Raw genomic sequence first — 16,697 nt, forward strand, 5'->3', positions numbered from 1 at the left:
ATCATAAAGCGGTTTCATACAAAAGGGAGGCTTCAACAGATGAACAAAAAATCAAGATTGTCTCTGCTTCTCGTGCTGGTACTGGCTTGTACAGCGATACTATCTGCCTGCGGCGGGACCAACAAAGAGCAAGGGGCAGAGAGTGGTAGTAGCCCTGATGCCGGGAATCAAAAAGCGGTGGAATTGATTTGGTACAACATTGGTACGCCTCAGAAGGATACGGATTTGGTGATGGAGGAAGTAAGCAAATATACGGCGGAGAAGATAGGCGTCACTGTGAAAATGAAGCAGATTGACTTCGGCGATTACACGCAGAAGATGCAAGTCCTGACACAATCTGGCGAGCCTATGGATATCTTGTTCACGGCCTCCTGGGGCTTTGACTATGTGCAAAATGCCAGAAAGGGTGCGTTCATGGAGTTGAATGACCTGCTGGACAAACACGGTCAAGGCATCAAGGAAACACTTGACCCAGCATTCCTTGAGGGTTCAAAGGTTGACGGGAAGAATTATGGTATTCCCGCTAATAAGGAGCTTCCCGCACAGGATGTATGGCGCTTTAACAAGCAATGGCTTGATAAATACAATCTGGATATTGCCGGCGTGAGAAGCCTGGAAAGTCTGGAACCCCTCATGAAAGTGATCAAAGAAAACGAGCCGAGCGTGGTTCCGTTCATGATCGACCGGAATTATGTTCCTAATCTACCTTATGACTATATCATTCAAAATCTGCCGATGGCCGTCAAGCTGGACACGGAAGACTTCAAGGTCATCAACATTCTGGAGACGCCAGAACTGAAGGAAGCCTTGACTACGATGCGTAAGTTCTATCAAGCAGGTTATATTGCTTCCGAGGTAGCTACCACAACGAACAATTCAGATTTGACGACGACGGGGAACTGGTTTGTGGATCGTCCGACCACTCAGCCGTTCGCAGACAATCTGTGGTCCGCTTCACTTGGCTATCCGGTAGTATCTACACCGGCGACGGATTCCATGATCTACAACTGGTCAGTCATGGGTTCGCTGCAAGCCATCTCGGCAAACTCGAAACATCCGGAAGAAGCGATGAAATTCCTCAACTTGCTGAATACCGATGTATATCTGCGCAATCTGGTAGACTCCGGAATCGAGGGTGTCCACTATGAGAAGGTTAGCGAGAACGTAGCGAAGAACCTGGATAAGTCGAGAGACTACGACATGCCTACGTTCGCCATAGGTAATGTCATGCTGAATTATTTATCGGAAGACGATCCAAGCGATAAATGGGAAGGCTTCCGCAAATTTAATGATGAAGGAGTACCGGCACCACTTCTGGGCTTTAATTTCGACGGTTCTAATGTATTGACAGAACTGGCTGCCTTGAATAATGCCAAGGATCAGTTCTGGGCTCCCCTCATGACAGGGTCCGTGGACCCGGATAAGTACCTGCCAATGGCTATTGAACAGTTCAAGGCCGCTGGCCTGGATACGATTATTGCAGAAGCTCAGAAGCAACTAGACGAATGGCGGGCTACTCAGAAATAAATAACCAGGTCGTAGTAAGCAGTGGGCCAGACTGGGAACCTCCCAGTCTGGTTTGCTCCTTCAAGACGGAAGATAACCTGGATGGGAGGATAGAACATGCAAGCAATACTCCAAATATTCAAGGATTTTCATAAAAACCTGCCTATTCTGCTTATGGTGTTACCGGGAGCGTTAGGGTTTATTCTATTCTCCTATTTGCCGATGGGAGGGACACTGCTGTCCTTCAAGCAGTACCGGTATAACGGAGAAGGCTTCTTATCCAGCTTCTTCAGCAGTGAATGGGTGGGACTCAGAAATTTCACCTTCCTGTTCGGTACCAATGATGCCTATATCATCACTCGCAATACGCTGTTATACAATATTGCATTTATCGTGCTAGGCACCATAGCGGCGGTAGCCATGGCGATCCTGTTGTCCGAAATCGTCAACAAACGCTTGTCCAAGCTGTATCAAACAGGTATGTTTCTCCCGCACTTTATGTCGTTCGTCATTGTTGGCTTCTTTGTATACAGCTTCTTGAATATGGACAAGGGTCTGCTCAACAGTATATTGGAGCGCTTCGGTATGGAAGGGATCTCTTGGTACACCACCCCCGAATATTGGCCCTTCATTCTGATCTTGACAAATCTGTGGAAGAGTATTGGTTATAGCAGTGTCGTCTATTTGGCGGCCATCACAGGATTTGATCGTTCATTATATGAAGCGGCGATGATGGATGGGGCTAGCAAGTGGAAGCAGATTCGCAGTATAACACTCCCCCTGCTCAAGCCGTTAGTCATTATTATGACCTTGCTGGCGGTGGGCAGAATTTTTTATGCCGATTTCGGTTTGTTCTATAATGTTCCGCGCAACTCAGGTGCTCTATATCCGGTGACTAATGTTATCGATACCTATGTATTTCGTGGTTTAAAAACTACCGGTGAAATGGGAATGGCCACGGCGGCGGGGTTATATCAATCCATCGTTGGTTTTATTCTAGTCATGGCTTCCAACTATACCGTTCGCAAACTAGATAAGGATAACGCGCTGTTCTAGCAACGGCTACAGGAAGAGGAGGATGCTAGATGTCGATCAAGACTAGAAAATACCGGGATATTCATAGTCTCTCGCCCTTAATGAATATAGTGTTTAACGTGGTTGCTGCTCTGTTTGCTTTGATTTGCCTGTTTCCCTTTGCCTTTGTCGTGATTCTCTCCTTTACGGATGAGAAGAGCTTGGCCCTGCATGGCTATCGACTCATTCCTGAGAAGTGGAGCACCTATGCCTACGAGTATTTATTCCAAAATGGCTCCCAGCTTCTGCAATCCTATGTGGTGACCATCACGGTGACTGTGGTAGGGACGTTAATCAGTGTGCTGGTCATTGCGCTATATGCTTACGGAATTTCTCGATCCAGCTTCAAATATCGCAGTTTTTTCTCATTTTTGGCTTTATTTACGATGCTGTTCAACGGCGGACTTGTACCTACGTTTATTGTGGTCACACAGGTGCTGCATCTCAAGGACACGATATGGGCGCTTATTCTACCGATGGCGATGAATGCCTTCTACATTATGATTATGCGGACCTTCTTCAAGGGATTGCCCGATGGCATTATCGAATCGGCGAAGATTGACGGGGCAACCGAGTTTCAAATTTTCCGTAAAATTGTGCTTCCGCTCTCCTTGCCGGGTCTCGCCACCATTGGTTTGTTCTGTACGCTGGGTTATTGGAATGACTGGTTTAATGCCCTTCTGTACATCGACAATCCGAATCTGGTTCCCCTGCAATCGATGCTCATGCGCATTGAGAGCAGCATGGCCTTTATTTTGCAAAATGCCAATACCAACGGTTTGGGAAGCGTAGCGGCCAGCCTGCCTCAAGAGACATCACGGATGGCTATGGTGGTACTGGCGACAGGTCCTATCGTCTTGGCTTATCCGTTTTTCCAGCGCTTTTTCGTTCAGGGGCTTACCGTAGGTTCATTGAAAGAATAGTGATGTTATGCAGCACGTTGAACTAGAGAACTATAGCACCGGGAATGGAGAGTAATGATGAACAGAATAGAACGATTGATGCGCCATTTGAGCGAGTTACAGTGGACAGATACGATAGCTCTGACCGGCTGGAAGCTAAAGCGAGGACGCTATATCCAGCCCGGACAATATGATTGGATAGAGCAAGCTGAGATAGAACAGGCAGGAGATCGGCTGGATGGGACCTCGGGAACTACCTATTTGCTGCAAAAAAATATAGATATTCCGTTGGAGTGGCCCGCAGAGGACGTGGGACTCGTGATGGAATCGGGCGGGGAGGGACTACTGCGAATCAATGGCTGTTCCTACCACGGGGTGGATAGCAATCATAGCTTTGTGCCGCTTAATCCGCTTAAGGTTGGTAATACTCCTGAACTGGAAATAGAGCTGATGGACCCGGAGCCTAATCCGGAGGAGCCGCTAAATCAGCAATTCTACCCGCGAAGACAACCGATGGCGGACATTAGCATCAGATTGGTTCAAGTCAACCGTCCGCTTCGTGGTTTGCTATATACGTTGACCGTAACCTCAGGAGCAGCGGCCTTGCTGGCGGAGCAAAGCTTGGAGAAGCATCGGCTAATGCAAGCCCTGTATGTAGTCCATGATGCCTTCTCTCACTTGACAGGACAGGCAGATGAGGACCAAGCCAAGCTTCCAGGGGAGGAAGAGCTTCGGCGGCTAGAGAACATGCTGCTTGCGGTACTTCGAGAAGATTCGACGGGCGAGAAGGCTGGCGTTATGCATATGGTCGCTCAGTCCCATATTGACCTGGCCTGGCTATGGCCTGTAAGGGAGACCGTGCGGAAGGGCAGTCGTACATTTTCGACGGCGCTAAGCTTGATAGAAGAATTCCCGGAATTCAGCTATGCCCAGAGCCAACCCCAATTATATGCTTATGTCAAAGAACATGATCCTGAGCTTTATAAGCGGGTGAAGGAACAGGTAGCTAGCGGACGATGGGAATTGGTAGGCGGCATGTGGGTTGAGCCGGATTTGAACATCCCGAGCGGAGAGTCCCTGGTACGGCAGAACCTATACGGACAAAAATTCTATCTGGAGGAGTTTGGCAAACGTTCCTTTATCGAATGGCTTCCCGACACCTTTGGTTACTGCGCTTCCTTGCCGCAAATCTTGAAGCTGTCTGGCGTGGAATACTTTATGACCAGTAAGCTGAACTGGAGCGACACCAATCCGTTCCCTTACGATTTGTTCCATTGGGTGGGCATAGACGGCACGTCCATTCTGTCCTACCTCAACCATGGCTTAGGTGAAGATACTCGCCCGAAGGAGATCAAGGAGCATTGGGATTTCTTCCGGCAAAAGACGGTCCATAACGAGGAGATGCTGCTCTATGGACATGGTGATGGCGGCGGCGGGGCCAACCGGGAAATGATTGAATACGTAGCGCGCTCAGCCAGTCTGCCTGGACTTCCAGCCAGCAAATTCTCTACGGCTGAGGCTTATTTCCGTGGGCTTGACGACTCGGCAGAGCTTTTCCCAAAATGGTATGGTGATTTGTATTTGGAATATCATCGTGGAACGTATACGACCCAGGCCAGAAATAAAAGGCTGAACCGGAAGATGGAGTTGTTATATCGGGAGGCGGAAGTGTGGAGCAGCCTATCTGCCTGCTGGGATGGTCAGCTTGTGCTTAAACAGGACGAATTGCAGGATTTGGAGGAAGGCTGGAAGCTGATTTTATTAAATCAATTTCATGATATTATTCCAGGCTCGTCCATTCCCGAAGTATATAACACTTCTCTACAGGAGTATGGAGCCGTATCTCAAATTGGGCATTCCATGTTAACCCGTGGACTGGACAATCTGCGCTCGAAAATGAATACTGAAGGAGAGGGAATTCCCTATGTGGTATTCAACAGCTTGGGATGGGCACGATCTGCCGTAGTCAAGCTACCACTCAGCGGAGCAGTAGAGGGAGTTGTAGTTGACGAACAGAGAAGACACCTGCTGTCGCAGCTTGTGGAAGAGGAGACAGGGAACAGCTTGCTGGTGGAGATTCCTGTAGTTCCGGCCTTTGGTTATACGACGGTATGGCTGCGAGAGGAGAGTTCTGCCTCGAATTCAAGTCATCTTTCCGGAGAATTAGCAGGTATTGAGCCACTAGAATGCTGGGAGACGGATGATTATATTCTGGAGTTCAATGACCGTGGGGAAATTACCCGCTGGCTGGACAAGGGAGCAAACCGTGAACTGCTGAAGGCCGGAATGGTGGCGAATGAATTGCAATTTTTCCATGACAGACCTGTCGAGTGGGATGCATGGGATGTAGATAATCGGTATGCGAAGCAGTCTGCCGGAGCTGCCAAGCTGGAATCCTTCAAGGTTGTGGAACGTGGTAGCGTCAGGGATGTGTTGCGTTTACGCTGGACCTGGAGCCGTTCGTCAATTGAACAGGATATGATTTTTCATCGCAGCACAGGTAGAGTGGACTTTAAGACAACCGTAGATTGGCAGGAAGCTCATAAACTATGGAAGGTAGCCTTCCCGGTAGATCTAGTGACGACGAAGGCGACGTATGAAATCCCGTTTGGTGCCTTGGAGCGCTCCACTACCAATAATACTAGCTGGGATCAGGCGCAGTTTGAGGTGTGTGGCCATCGTTGGGCAGATTTGTCCGAGGGTGGGTACGGAGTTAGTCTACTGAATGACTGTAAATACGGTTATGATATTAAAGAAGGCGTGCTGAGACTTTCCTTGCTGCGTGCGCCCAAATGGCCAGACAAGCAGGCGGATTTGGGGCATCATCAGTTTACTTATTCACTTTATCCGCATCAAGGGAATTGGAGAGAAGCCCACGTCGTACGTGCTGCGGCTGATCTGAATCAGCCCGTGGTGGTAGAGCAAGCCGAGATTCAGGGGGGCGTCCTGCCTAGTTCAGGTTCGTTCCTGGAGTTGCACAGCGAGCATGTCATTTTGGATACAATGAAGGTAGCGGAAGATGGAACGGGAATTGTATTAAGGTTCTATGAATCCTCAGGCGCACGCGAGCAAATCTGTCTGCACTGGAAACAGCCCGTGGACAAGGCCGTGATCGTTAACCTAGTGGAAGACACATTGGAAGAAGTGCTCATGGATGGAGGTGACATTTGTCTGGACTTCCATCCTTACGAGATTAAGACGGTGAAGCTGCTTTACAAAGGAGAGGACAGTCAATGAGCCACATTATCGAGGGGTTTGAAGGCGATAAGTGTATCCTGGAGGTAGACGGGAAGACTCGCAACATCCCGCGGGATCAGGTAGATGCCGGGGTCAAGGTCGGGGATGTAGTGGAGTGGAACGGCTCTAAATGGGTAGCCGATGCAGAAGCCACGCGTCAGCGGACCGAGCATATTCGCAAGCTGATGGATGCGGTGTGGGAAGAAGACGAATGAAGAGAACGGACGGGACCTCAACAGTGAGGTCCCGTCCGTTTTGTTTCATTTATTCGTGTGCCATGATGAATTCCAGTTCGCCCTTGAGACTATATGGTCCAAAGCCCACCGGAAGGATGAAGTGATCCCCCTTGCTCAATTCGTAGCTTTGATCGTTTACTTCCAGCGAGCCCTTGCCAGCGAGAACGCTGAATATCGTATATTTCTCGTTAACAGCAGGCTTGGCTTCTCCGGCTACGTTCCACTTCTCTACAGTGAAGAAGGAGTTGGAGACGAAGGAGGTTACCGTAAGGCCATCTTGCTGAACCGTTTTGAAGCGAACCGGCTCATACACTTGAGGGACACCGGTGACGTCGATCGCCTTCTCCAGGTGCAACTCGCGAGTATTCCCGTCCTTGTCGCGGCGGTCATAATCGTATACGCGGTAGGTGGTATCCGAGCTTTGCTGGGTTTCCAGCACGACGATACCTTTGCCCAAAGCATGAAGCGTGCCGCTAGGAACATAGAAGAAGTCGCCTGGCTTAACAGGAACTTTAGTCAAGAAGCGTTCCCAGTCGCCATTCTCGATCATTTGCACAAGCTCTTCCTTCGTTTGCGCTCCATGGCCATAAATAATTACAGCGCCTGGCTCGGCATCAACAATGTACCAGCACTCGGTTTTGCCTAATTCGCCGTTCTCGTATTTGCCTGCATATTCATCATCCGGGTGGACTTGGACGGACAGGTCATCCGATGCATCGAGCAGCTTGGTCAGCAGGGGAAATACCTTGGATTCGGAACGGAACAGTTCGGGCTGAGAGGTCCACAGGTCGCCGAGCTTCATGCCTTGGAACGGGCCGTTCTTCACGGTGCTTTGTCCATTGGGATGAGCGGAGATCGCCCAGCATTCGCCGGTATGGTCGTTAGGAATGTCATAGCCGAACAAATCCTTCAGCTTAGTTCCTCCCCAAATGCGCTCTTGAAAAATTGGCTGTAAAAAAATCGGTTCGTTCATGTTGGATCAAGCTCCTTCTCTGAGTGGGTTAGTTATTGGTTAATAGTTAATGTGAATTAGAGCGGCTGCACCAATGAGACCGGCATCCTGCTGAAGGGCCGCAGGAACGATAGGAGTCTTCCGACCGGATGGGTTCAGCGCATATTGGGATACATAATTGCGGACGGCATCGAACAGTGGGGCGCCTACTTGGGAGACACCTCCGCCAATGATCAGCTTCTCCGGATCAAGTGTATTGATCAACGTGACACAGCCAATCCCGATGTTCTTAAAGGCACGTTGTACCAACTCGTTCATGGGGGCATCGCCTGCTGCGGCCAAATCGAAGGCTTGCTTGGAGGATACTTCCCGTCCCAGCAAAGCCGAGGCTTGTCTGGCGATCGCTGTTCCGGAAGCTACATATTCCCAGCAGCCCTGTTGCCCACACACGCAGGTTCCTTCAGCAGAAGGGTCGACGACAAAGTGTCCAACATCTCCGGCATTGCCGGTAGCACCAGTAATCAAGCGACCATGAGAATAAATTCCGGCTCCAATCCCAGTACTGATTGTGATGAAGACGAAATGCTCGGCGTCTTGCGCGGCACCCAGCCATTTCTCCGCCAAGGCTGCGGCTGTAGCGTCATTCTCCAATTTAATCGGCACGGTAAAATGGCGTTCTAAGGAAGAGACAACGGGGAAGTCCCACCAGCTTGGCAAGTTAGGTGGCTCAGCGATCTTTCCTTCCTTCGTATTAAGCGGTCCCGGTGCGCCCACACCAATGCCCAGCAACTCGGTCTCTTTGACGTTTTGCTCGCCAAGCATGCCAAAGACCGCCTCCGCGATCCGGTCGACCATGACTTCTGGCGATACCGCTTGATCTGTAGGCAGAGATAGCTTGGCCTGAACCTGGCCGGTATCGCTAATCAGCCCGATGGCTGTCTTCGTCCCGCCAATGTCAATACCCAATGCAAATTTCAAAATACATTCCTCCTATAAAAGGTCCAAACCTGAAGCTTGACAAACTTGACAAAAATAAAATTTGTAAAGTATATTTAGGCTAAGTTTAGCATGTTTCGGAAGGATTGAAAAGAATGGGCCGGAAAAAGAAAGTATCGATGCAAAATATCGCGGACAAGCTGCAAATCTCTAAAAATGCCGTGTCATTGGCCCTCATGGGAAAGAAGGGAGTCAGTGAGGAAGTCCGCAATCTGGTGCAGCAAGCTGCCCGGGAGATGGGCTATGGTCCCTACGCACCCAAGACCGGCGGGAATGCCAATCTATTGGTTGTAGTACCGGAGCGAATTATGAGCTACCAGGACAACGATCACTTTCAATTTTTTCATGATATGATTTGGGGACTGGAGAAAAGCGCGAGAAAGCAGGGCTGCAACGCCGTTATTACTCCACTTGATCAGGAAATGGAAGCGTCTTTGACTTTACCCGGCCAATTTGTCGATATTCCGTATCGTGGCGTTATATTATTTGGCATTACGAACAGGAATTATGCTCGATTGATTTGGGAGCTGAATACGCCATTGGTCATGATGGACTCCTATCACCGGGATTTACCTTGCCCGGCTGTCACCTCGGCCAATCTGGATGGTGCTGCGGAAGCGGTAGCTTATCTCATTGAGAGGGGGCACCGGGAAATTGGCTTTATTGGTCCCACCAACTTATCAACAAGTCATGAGGAACGTTGGTTTGGCTATGAGCAGGCGATGCTCAAGGCTGGATTTCCCCTTCGCCCGGAGTTCTGCTTGACGACTTCGCACGGGTATGACTATACATCGAGGGAGATTGCTGCTTTTCTGGACCATATTCAAGAATGGCCTTCCGCTTTCTTCTGTGCAAATGATCGGATGGGTTATTTGCTTGCCGGACTGCTTAAGGAGAGAGGCCTGCGTGTACCGGAGGATATTTCAATCGCCGGATTTGATGATCTTCATTATTTCAGTGATGAAGGTTTGAACATGACGACGATGCGAGTGGAGAAGGAGCGGATGTGTGACGCCGCGATGGCGCTGCTATTATCTGATCTTAGCCGTGTTAGAGAAGCACTGCATTGGCAGGTGCAGCCGACATTAGTAGTTCGTGGGTCTGTACAACCTAAATAAAAATAATCCCCCTGAAAACCGACATTCGGCATTCAGGGGGATTGCTCTATTTCTTATTTGTTCAGTGCAGCTTCGTAACGTTTCTCAACTTCAGACCAGTTAATGACGTTGAAGAAGGCACCAATGTAGTCAGGGCGTTTGTTTTGATATTTCAGGTAGTAAGCATGCTCCCAAACATCAAGACCCAGAATTGGTGTTTTGCCTTCCATAATCGGGGAGTCTTGGTTCGGCAAGCTGGATACGGACAATTTGCCGTTTCCGTCTACAGCCAGGAATGCCCAGCCACTGCCGAAGCGAGTAGTCGCTGCTTTGGTGAAATCTTCCTTGAACTTATCGAAGCCACCCAATTCGCTGCTGATTGCATCAGCCAGTTTACCAGATGGTTGGCCGCCGGCGTTAGGGCCGATCGTTTCCCAGAAGAGGGAGTGGTTCGCGTGACCGCCGCCGTTGTTGCGAACTGCTGTACGGATGCTTTCTGGTACGCTGTCCAGGTCAGCAATCAGTTCTTCTACAGATTTGGATTGCAATTCCGGAGCGGACTCCAGAGCAGCATTCAGGTTGGTTACGTAGGTATTATGGTGACGATCATGGTGAATCATCATCGTTGTTTCATCGATATGAGGTTCAAGAGCGTTGTTAGGGTAAGGTAATGCAGGTAATTGATGTGCCATGTTCAAATCAATCCTTCCTTATTTGTAATATGTAATAGTAATTCCGACAATCCCTATTATAAAGGGTTGCCTAAACTTAGTCAACATAAATGTATGTTAAGTATGTTAAAGCGATGTGAACATTGACAAAGTGACGAGGCTTCCTCATAATGAATGTTCAAATGAAGGCAATATAGTTGGGGTGAATGTGGCATGGGAATGGGGATTGTCATCGTGGAAGTATGCGATAGCAACCTGATGAGCGCACTTGACTTGGAGCAACTGGAGCAAGAGTATCCTGAGATTGCCGTTATGCGTGCAGAATGCCTTAGCTTGTGTGGTTTATGCAAATTAAAGCCGTACGCACTGGTGAATGGCAAGCGGGTTGTCGCCAAGACAACAGAGGATTGCCTGGGCCTGGTCAAGCAAGCGATTGAAGCTGAATTAAGCATCTATGAGATGTAGAATACAAGATAAAGGCAGCCTTGGGGCTGCCTTTATCATCATTTATATATAGAGAGGAGAGGAGGAATTCATATGAATATGCAGGATGAGAAGTTTGAGCGTGTGTATGCCATTATGGAGGCGTCATTTCCTCCAAGCGAGCGACGGACTTATGATGGGCAGGCCGAATTACTTGCCAATGCTTATTATCGTCTGATGACGAAGGAGAATCAGGCGGGACAACTTATCGCTTTTCTCGCTGCCTGGGAATTTCAGGAATTCCGTTTTGTGGAGCATTTGGCGACTGAACCTTCCGCAAGGGGAGGAGGTATTGGCAAGCAACTAATGAACGAATTGCTGGGTCAGGCAGACACTCCCGTTCTGTTGGAGGTAGAATTACCGAATACAGAATGGGCGCAGCGAAGAATTGGATTTTATCAGCGCTTGGGATTTTATCTTAACGAATTTAATTATGTGCAACCGCCTCTTCAGCCGGGTGAAGGTCCTGTACCGCTTAAGATCATGAGTTTTCCGCACCCTTTATCTGCGGATGAATTCAATCATGCTAAAGCCGTAATACACCGTGAGGTGTATCGCGTAGATGAGGCGATGCAACGGTAGGAGGCAGGGGCAGCTTATTTCTGAATATCAGACACTTGTTCTTGTTCCACTTGTGCTGTCTGATCGTCACGGCTCTCCTGCCGAATGATGTATACACATTTCTTGCCTTGCTGGGCCAGGCATTCCGTTCGTTCTACCTTGGCATCAAGCAGCGATTCAAACAAATGAAGCTCGCACTCGCAGGCGTGGTTATACTGGTTAGCAATTTGGGCTATCGGGCAATTATGTTCCATTAAAACATAGTCACCTTGATCGTTTTGCGTAAGCTCCGTCATATATCCATTATCGCTTTGGATTTGCGATAGTGTTTGTACCTTTTCAGCGAAGGATTTGCCCTCCATCTCATCAACATATCGGCGGTTAAGCTTCTCCTTGCGGCGATCGAACAAGCGATTAACCATGTGCTGACCGCTTTCCTCCGCCAGTTCATCCAACAAATCCAGGGTCAATGAATGATATTTTTTAGGGAATAAACCTTCGGCGATATCGGTAAGTCCATAGACGGCCGTGGGACGTCCCAGAGTTTGCCGAATCATTTTCGATTCAATAAGTCCATCTCGTTCCATCGTGCCAATATGTCTTCGTACAGCCATCTCGGTAATTTGTAATTCTGTGGTGATTTCTTTGGCGCTAAGTGGACCGGACGTCTTCATCATATGCAAAATACGTTCCCGGGTAGAGAGGTCTTTGTTAGCATTCATAAGCAATGCTCCTTTCCTCTAAAGAAGCTTATTACATATTTAAGTATAGTAAGTATATTATCATGGGTCAGGTTCATATACAATGAACGGACTGAATCTGGATACGAAACAAGAGACCCGCTGGGGGTCTCTTGTCACATAGTATGGTTTCTCTATTTAGAGGTTGTTCAAAAAATCGTAGCCAAGTTAAACGTTCAAGCTTTGCTTCGGTGCCGTAATCTGTGCTTGAGTGTTGTTTTTCTTGCCGAATTGCTTACGCAGGTAAGGGAGTACATAGTAGTCCAGACCGATTTTGCCGGCATTAGCGGCAGCTACTACAACCAGAACTTCAAGGATCAACATTTGTGCGTTCGTGCTGACAGTACCCGAGAAGAGGAAGGCAGCGTTCATGACCAAGCCCATCAGGGCAGCAAAGGTGGTAAAAGTACCGAGAATCAAGCCCAGTCCGACCAGAAATTCGCCATAAGGGACAAGGACGTTGAAGAGGTCCACATTCGGTAAAGCAAAGCTTTGCAGGAAGGATGCCCACCAGCCCTGAACAGCAGGATGGTCACCGGTGCTGTTGGCAATCGCTCCATTTAGGAAGCCTGCAGCATCAAAGCCGCCAGTAATCTTTTTGAAACCTGCGGTAATCCACTGATAGCCAAGATAAATACGGATGAAGGTCAAGAACCACATGGCCACTTTGTTCGTTCTGAGGAAATTGTTAAACATGAATTACCACTCCTTAGGTTTGTTTTCTCTTTATTTTTGTAGAACATCTTTGATGTCTTTATAATAAGTGATATTTTTCACACATTAAGTGATTTAAATCACAATTAATAAAATTTAAATAAAATAAATTTTAAAAAAGCAGCAGGACCGAGAATACTCGTGTCTTGCTGCTGCCTTTAAGAATCTTATTGTAGCCAGGCCTAATGATTAACCTTGATATGGTGATCCGGAGTGACTTTGTGAGTCAGTAACTCAGAGACTGTCACGAAGGAATAACCACGGTTCTTCAGTTCTGGCAAAATCTCTTTCAGCGCCTCAACGGTTTGCGTACTGTTGTACACATAGTCATGCATTAGAATAATATCCCCGTTCCTGGCATTATCCAGCACCTTGCTCACAATGGCGGATACCCCGGGCGCAGCCCAGTCCTTGGTGTCCTGATGCCAAGACCACAAGATCATTTGCAGGCTGCTGCTCTTGGATAACTCCACAATTCCTTCATTATAGTAACCTCCAGGCGGGCGAAACAGCACCGGCTTGGTGCCAGTTGCTTCAAATATAGCTTCCTGGGTGAGATCAAGCTGCTTGGATACTGAACTTAAGGCCAGCCGGTTAAAGGCGGGATGCTGATAAGAGTGATTACCTAGCTCATGTCCCTTGGCCAGTTCCATCCGTACAATTTCCGGGAAACGTTCAACACGTTCGCCTACCACGAAGAAGGTTGCCTTTGCTTGATACTGCTCCAGAACTTTAAGAATTTCAGGGGTTTTGTTGGGGTCGGGTCCGTCATCAAAGGTGAAGGCGATATATTTCTCCGAGGTAGGAACCTCCCATACGATATCGCCTCGTTCCTCGTAGTAGCTCCGCGCCTTCGCCCAGGATGGGGTGGAAGCGGTGGCAGAGGTGGACAACAGTGTGGCCGTAAGCACTACGGCCAGCACGGCGCCCAATTTACGTTTTGTCATGAATAGCTCCTCCGGCATTTAGCATTGATGTTTAGTTTGGCTGGAGGTCGCGGTTTTTATCCTTCTTTAGAGGAAGCGTCCGTTGCTGTAAAATAATCACCGCTTTGCAGGCCATGTACAAATTGCTGGAGCCAATCGTAATATTCTGCGGCGTGCTTAAGCTTATGCAAATCCTCCAAGCACAGCTCTCGCTCCTCTGCGGTCGTAGAAATATCAAGAATCATTTCAGATAATACCGGAATTGCAATATCCAGTGCCTCGCGCATTACATCAATTTCCCGCTGGAGCTTCGTGGCGAAGAAGGCTTGAAAGGCCTTATAAAAATTTGTTTCCGCTACATATAAGTCCTTCCGGGCATCCTTCTCATTTAATTTCTCCACCATTTTAGATTCAATCAGAGCTCTGGAGGCGTAGCTCATGTTGCTCTTACTCATATTCATGCTTTGTTGCATTTCTTCCAGTGTCATCGGGCGATCTTCGAAAAACATAATTCCATAGAGTTGACCGTAGGAGTAGTTTACCCCATACAAATCCATCGTTTGCGCAATGGCGTCAATGACCTTGGCTCGTAGTTCCTCACGCACACTAATTGGATTTTCCATTTTTCCCAAAATTGACTTTTTCATCAGTACACCTGCCTCAGAAATGTAGAGATTTTACATAAAATTAATAGTCGTTTCACATAGCGATAACCCTTTGTCGAGGCTTTGAACGTACAATAATTATTGTACAAAAGAGATAAAACATTGTTTATATCCCGATTATAACAAATATTCAAAAAATAATGAATGGAAAAAGAGGAGGATTCATGAAACGTTTGAAATGGCGGGAAGAGGTGCGATCTGTGCTGTTTACGCTGCCCGCAATGATTCCGCTGTCGCTATTTTGGTTCTATCCAATGGTATTAATCGTTTATCTCAGCTTTATGGAGTGGGATTTCATGAGCCCGGACAAGCTGTTTGTCGGATTGGAAAATTACACAAATCTATTTAGTAATCCGGCCTTCTATCAATCCTTAAAGGTGTCCCTGCTATTCTGTCTTGGCAGCGTGTTGCCCATTGTGGTTATCGGCTTGTTGCTTGCTCTGTTGCTGAACCGAAACATGAAGGGCGGTTCGGTATATCGGTTGCTCATGTTCTCCCCTTGGGTTACCCCAATGGTTGCAGTCTCTATTGTATGGTCCTGGATTTATGAGCCTGAGGTGGGAATGGCCAATACCTTGCTCCGAGCCATAGGGCTGGAGGGTGTCCGCTGGTTGGAAGATCCTAAATGGGCGCTCATCGGAGTTCTGATTGTGACCATTTGGAAGTCGGCAGGATGGGGGATGGTGTTCTACCTCGTAGCTTTGCGCAATGTTCCTACAGATTTGCTCGAAGCTGCTGAATTGGACGGGGCCAATAGCTGGCGTAAGTTCATGAACGTTACATTGCCACTTATTTCGCCTACGACCTTCTTCCTGGTAGTTGTGCAGATTATTTCTGCCTTGCAGGCCTACGATCAGATTAACGTGTTGACTCAAGGGGGACCAGCGGGGTCTACCAGAACCTTGCTGTACCTATATTATCAAGCCGCTTTCGATTCCTTCCAGATTGGCGAGGCCTCTGCGGTGGCGATTACGCTCATTGTGGCCTGCGTAGCCTTGTCGATGCTCTCGTTCTGGATCGGTCGACGTACGGTTCACTATAACTAATTGCCAGTAAAGGAGAAGGAACGTATGCAAGGTTTGAACAAACTCGGTACCTTAAGCCGTCATATTTTGCTTGCTGCCGCATCGCTGGTTATGGCCTTTCCGTTCTATTGGATGGTAACCAATGCGCTCAAGAGTAATGACGAGATTTGGCAAACACCGCCAACGCTGTGGGCAGAGAATCCCAACTGGGGGCAATTTGCAGAAGCTTGGGTAGCAGCCCCCTTTGAACGCTATATGTTTAACAGTATTTTCGTGGCGATGTCGATTATCGTGTTGCAAGTCATTAACTCCGGTATGATGGCGTATGCCCTGACTCATATGAAATTCCGCCTGAAGGGGGTATTCACCGGACTCGTGCTGGTGGGTTACATGATTCCGAGCACAGCGGTGTATTTGCCTGGCTACATCTTATTGGGGCAGATGGGCTTGCTGGATTCTTACACCGGCTTGATTTTGTCCAACTGTGTAAGTGTGTTCTCCATCTTTCTGATTCGTCAGGCCTTCCTCCAAGTCTCTCACGAGATGGTCGAGGCTGGACAGATTGACGGGGCTTCTCATTTCCGGATTTTGTGGACGATTCTGTTGCCACTCACGCGCTCATCCTTTGCCGTATTGGGCTTGATTACGTTCATCGACCAGTACAACAACTATTTCTGGCCGATGCTGATTACGAAAAGTCAGGATTTGCAGCTTGTTTCGGCGGGGCTGCGCAGTTTCTTCGTGGAAGGGGGTGCTTACGGGCTAAAATGGCCGCTTATTATGGCCGCCAGCGCCTTCACCATTGCACCATTGCTGGTGTTGTTCGCGCTGACCCAGAAAACGATCATGCAAAGCTTCAATATGTCCGCAGGTGCTAGCAAGGGGTAAATTCCCCTTTTGAACTAACAAAAT

Annotated in this window: 17 protein-coding genes; 10 read left to right on the forward strand and 7 right to left on the reverse strand. The window is 48.3% G+C overall.

Annotation, left to right across the window (positions count from 1 at the left end):
• Window positions 1-39 precede the first annotated feature (39 nt).
• From BN3279_RS16410 to BN3279_RS16430, 5 genes are all read left to right on the forward strand, one after another.
• The gene (locus BN3279_RS16410) at window positions 40-1,527 is read left to right on the forward strand and encodes an ABC transporter substrate-binding protein (RefSeq protein ID WP_059052244.1); all 1,488 of its coding nucleotides are present in this window, start codon (window positions 40-42) and stop codon (window positions 1,525-1,527) included.
• 96 nt (window positions 1,528-1,623) lie between these two features.
• On the forward strand, window positions 1,624-2,562 hold the full coding sequence (locus BN3279_RS16415) for an ABC transporter permease (RefSeq protein WP_059052245.1): 939 nt from the start codon (window positions 1,624-1,626) through the stop codon (window positions 2,560-2,562).
• 29 nt (window positions 2,563-2,591) lie between these two features.
• Complete coding sequence (locus BN3279_RS16420; protein ID WP_059052246.1) at window positions 2,592-3,503, forward strand: carbohydrate ABC transporter permease; 912 nt, start codon at window positions 2,592-2,594, stop codon at window positions 3,501-3,503.
• A 57-nt stretch (window positions 3,504-3,560) separates the two neighbouring features.
• The gene (locus tag BN3279_RS16425; RefSeq protein ID WP_059052247.1) at window positions 3,561-6,719 is read left to right on the forward strand and encodes an alpha-mannosidase; all 3,159 of its coding nucleotides are present in this window, start codon (window positions 3,561-3,563) and stop codon (window positions 6,717-6,719) included.
• Window positions 6,716-6,934 (forward strand): DUF3006 domain-containing protein, encoded by a 219-nt coding sequence (locus BN3279_RS16430; protein WP_059052248.1) that lies wholly within the window; start codon window positions 6,716-6,718, stop codon window positions 6,932-6,934. The genes BN3279_RS16425 and BN3279_RS16430 overlap by 4 nt, the downstream gene beginning before the upstream one ends.
• A 49-nt stretch (window positions 6,935-6,983) precedes the next feature.
• Here the strand turns inward: BN3279_RS16430 and manA are convergent, their stop codons facing one another.
• Window positions 6,984-7,928, reverse strand: a complete 945-nt coding sequence (manA, locus tag BN3279_RS16435) for a mannose-6-phosphate isomerase, class I (protein ID WP_059052249.1) — start codon at window positions 7,926-7,928, stop codon at window positions 6,984-6,986.
• A 39-nt stretch (window positions 7,929-7,967) separates the two neighbouring features.
• The gene (locus BN3279_RS16440) at window positions 7,968-8,885 is read right to left on the reverse strand and encodes an ROK family protein (RefSeq protein WP_059052250.1); all 918 of its coding nucleotides are present in this window, start codon (window positions 8,883-8,885) and stop codon (window positions 7,968-7,970) included.
• A gap of 137 nt (window positions 8,886-9,022) precedes the next feature.
• Between BN3279_RS16440 and BN3279_RS16445 the strand changes: the two genes are divergently transcribed.
• A complete protein-coding gene (locus tag BN3279_RS16445) occupies window positions 9,023-10,021 on the forward strand; it encodes a LacI family DNA-binding transcriptional regulator (RefSeq protein ID WP_232436876.1) in 999 nt (332 codons plus the stop codon).
• Window positions 10,022-10,074: 53 nt separating this feature from the next.
• On the opposite strand, the gene BN3279_RS16450 is transcribed toward BN3279_RS16445, so the two are convergent.
• Complete coding sequence (locus BN3279_RS16450; RefSeq protein ID WP_059054483.1) at window positions 10,075-10,692, reverse strand: superoxide dismutase; 618 nt, start codon at window positions 10,690-10,692, stop codon at window positions 10,075-10,077.
• A 192-nt stretch (window positions 10,693-10,884) separates the two neighbouring features.
• On the opposite strand from BN3279_RS16450, the gene BN3279_RS16455 reads away from it, so the two are divergent.
• Both BN3279_RS16455 and BN3279_RS16460 read left to right on the forward strand, forming a co-directional pair.
• Window positions 10,885-11,136 carry a YuzB family protein gene (locus BN3279_RS16455; RefSeq protein WP_187377808.1) on the forward strand — a complete coding sequence of 84 codons (252 nt, stop codon included), beginning with the start codon at window positions 10,885-10,887 and terminating at the stop codon, window positions 11,134-11,136.
• A gap of 72 nt (window positions 11,137-11,208) precedes the next feature.
• On the forward strand, window positions 11,209-11,736 hold the full coding sequence (locus tag BN3279_RS16460) for a GNAT family N-acetyltransferase (RefSeq protein ID WP_316245760.1): 528 nt from the start codon (window positions 11,209-11,211) through the stop codon (window positions 11,734-11,736).
• A gap of 14 nt (window positions 11,737-11,750) precedes the next feature.
• Here BN3279_RS16460 and BN3279_RS16465 read toward each other — a convergent pair whose 3' ends face one another.
• The 4 genes from BN3279_RS16465 to BN3279_RS16480 all read right to left on the reverse strand — a co-directional run bounded on the left by BN3279_RS16465 (window position 11,751) and on the right by BN3279_RS16480 (window position 14,718).
• The gene (locus BN3279_RS16465) at window positions 11,751-12,437 is read right to left on the reverse strand and encodes a helix-turn-helix transcriptional regulator (RefSeq protein WP_059052252.1); all 687 of its coding nucleotides are present in this window, start codon (window positions 12,435-12,437) and stop codon (window positions 11,751-11,753) included.
• A gap of 186 nt (window positions 12,438-12,623) precedes the next feature.
• Window positions 12,624-13,151 carry a DoxX family protein gene (locus tag BN3279_RS16470; protein ID WP_059052253.1) on the reverse strand — a complete coding sequence of 176 codons (528 nt, stop codon included), beginning with the start codon at window positions 13,149-13,151 and terminating at the stop codon, window positions 12,624-12,626.
• Window positions 13,152-13,351: 200 nt separating this feature from the next.
• A complete protein-coding gene (locus BN3279_RS16475) occupies window positions 13,352-14,116 on the reverse strand; it encodes a polysaccharide deacetylase family protein (protein ID WP_059052254.1) in 765 nt (254 codons plus the stop codon).
• A gap of 56 nt (window positions 14,117-14,172) precedes the next feature.
• Window positions 14,173-14,718, reverse strand: a complete 546-nt coding sequence (locus BN3279_RS16480) for a GbsR/MarR family transcriptional regulator (protein ID WP_392396873.1) — start codon at window positions 14,716-14,718, stop codon at window positions 14,173-14,175.
• A gap of 206 nt (window positions 14,719-14,924) precedes the next feature.
• On the opposite strand from BN3279_RS16480, the gene BN3279_RS16485 reads away from it, so the two are divergent.
• Together BN3279_RS16485 and BN3279_RS16490 are read left to right on the forward strand one after the other, a co-directional pair.
• Window positions 14,925-15,806, forward strand: coding sequence for a carbohydrate ABC transporter permease (locus tag BN3279_RS16485; RefSeq protein ID WP_059052256.1), 882 nt, complete (start codon window positions 14,925-14,927; stop codon window positions 15,804-15,806).
• Window positions 15,807-15,830: 24 nt separating this feature from the next.
• On the forward strand, window positions 15,831-16,673 hold the full coding sequence (locus BN3279_RS16490; RefSeq protein WP_059052257.1) for a carbohydrate ABC transporter permease: 843 nt from the start codon (window positions 15,831-15,833) through the stop codon (window positions 16,671-16,673).
• The last annotated feature ends 24 nt before the right edge of the window (window positions 16,674-16,697 follow it).

The sequence above is a fragment of the Paenibacillus senegalimassiliensis genome, assembly GCF_001486585.1.
In the GTDB taxonomy this organism is placed as follows: domain Bacteria; phylum Bacillota; class Bacilli; order Paenibacillales; family Paenibacillaceae; genus Fontibacillus; species Fontibacillus senegalimassiliensis.

Coding starts and splice junctions, on each gene's coding strand:
- BN3279_RS16450 (WP_059054483.1), bottom strand. CDS start 10,692: ATGGCACATCAATTACCTGCATTACCTTACCCTAACAACGCTCTTGAA.
- BN3279_RS16445 (WP_232436876.1), top strand. CDS start 9,023: ATGCAAAATATCGCGGACAAGCTGCAAATCTCTAAAAATGCCGTGTCA.
- manA (WP_059052249.1), bottom strand. CDS start 7,928: ATGAACGAACCGATTTTTTTACAGCCAATTTTTCAAGAGCGCATTTGG.
- BN3279_RS16425 (WP_059052247.1), top strand. CDS start 3,561: ATGAACAGAATAGAACGATTGATGCGCCATTTGAGCGAGTTACAGTGG.
- BN3279_RS16490 (WP_059052257.1), top strand. CDS start 15,831: ATGCAAGGTTTGAACAAACTCGGTACCTTAAGCCGTCATATTTTGCTT.
- BN3279_RS16455 (WP_187377808.1), top strand. CDS start 10,885: ATGGGAATGGGGATTGTCATCGTGGAAGTATGCGATAGCAACCTGATG.
- BN3279_RS16420 (WP_059052246.1), top strand. CDS start 2,592: ATGTCGATCAAGACTAGAAAATACCGGGATATTCATAGTCTCTCGCCC.
- BN3279_RS16485 (WP_059052256.1), top strand. CDS start 14,925: ATGAAACGTTTGAAATGGCGGGAAGAGGTGCGATCTGTGCTGTTTACG.
- BN3279_RS16475 (WP_059052254.1), bottom strand. CDS start 14,116: ATGACAAAACGTAAATTGGGCGCCGTGCTGGCCGTAGTGCTTACGGCC.
- BN3279_RS16415 (WP_059052245.1), top strand. CDS start 1,624: ATGCAAGCAATACTCCAAATATTCAAGGATTTTCATAAAAACCTGCCT.
- BN3279_RS16460 (WP_316245760.1), top strand. CDS start 11,209: ATGAATATGCAGGATGAGAAGTTTGAGCGTGTGTATGCCATTATGGAG.
- BN3279_RS16465 (WP_059052252.1), bottom strand. CDS start 12,437: ATGAATGCTAACAAAGACCTCTCTACCCGGGAACGTATTTTGCATATG.
- BN3279_RS16480 (WP_392396873.1), bottom strand. CDS start 14,718: ATGGAAAATCCAATTAGTGTGCGTGAGGAACTACGAGCCAAGGTCATT.
- BN3279_RS16470 (WP_059052253.1), bottom strand. CDS start 13,151: ATGTTTAACAATTTCCTCAGAACGAACAAAGTGGCCATGTGGTTCTTG.
- BN3279_RS16430 (WP_059052248.1), top strand. CDS start 6,716: ATGAGCCACATTATCGAGGGGTTTGAAGGCGATAAGTGTATCCTGGAG.
- BN3279_RS16410 (WP_059052244.1), top strand. CDS start 40: ATGAACAAAAAATCAAGATTGTCTCTGCTTCTCGTGCTGGTACTGGCT.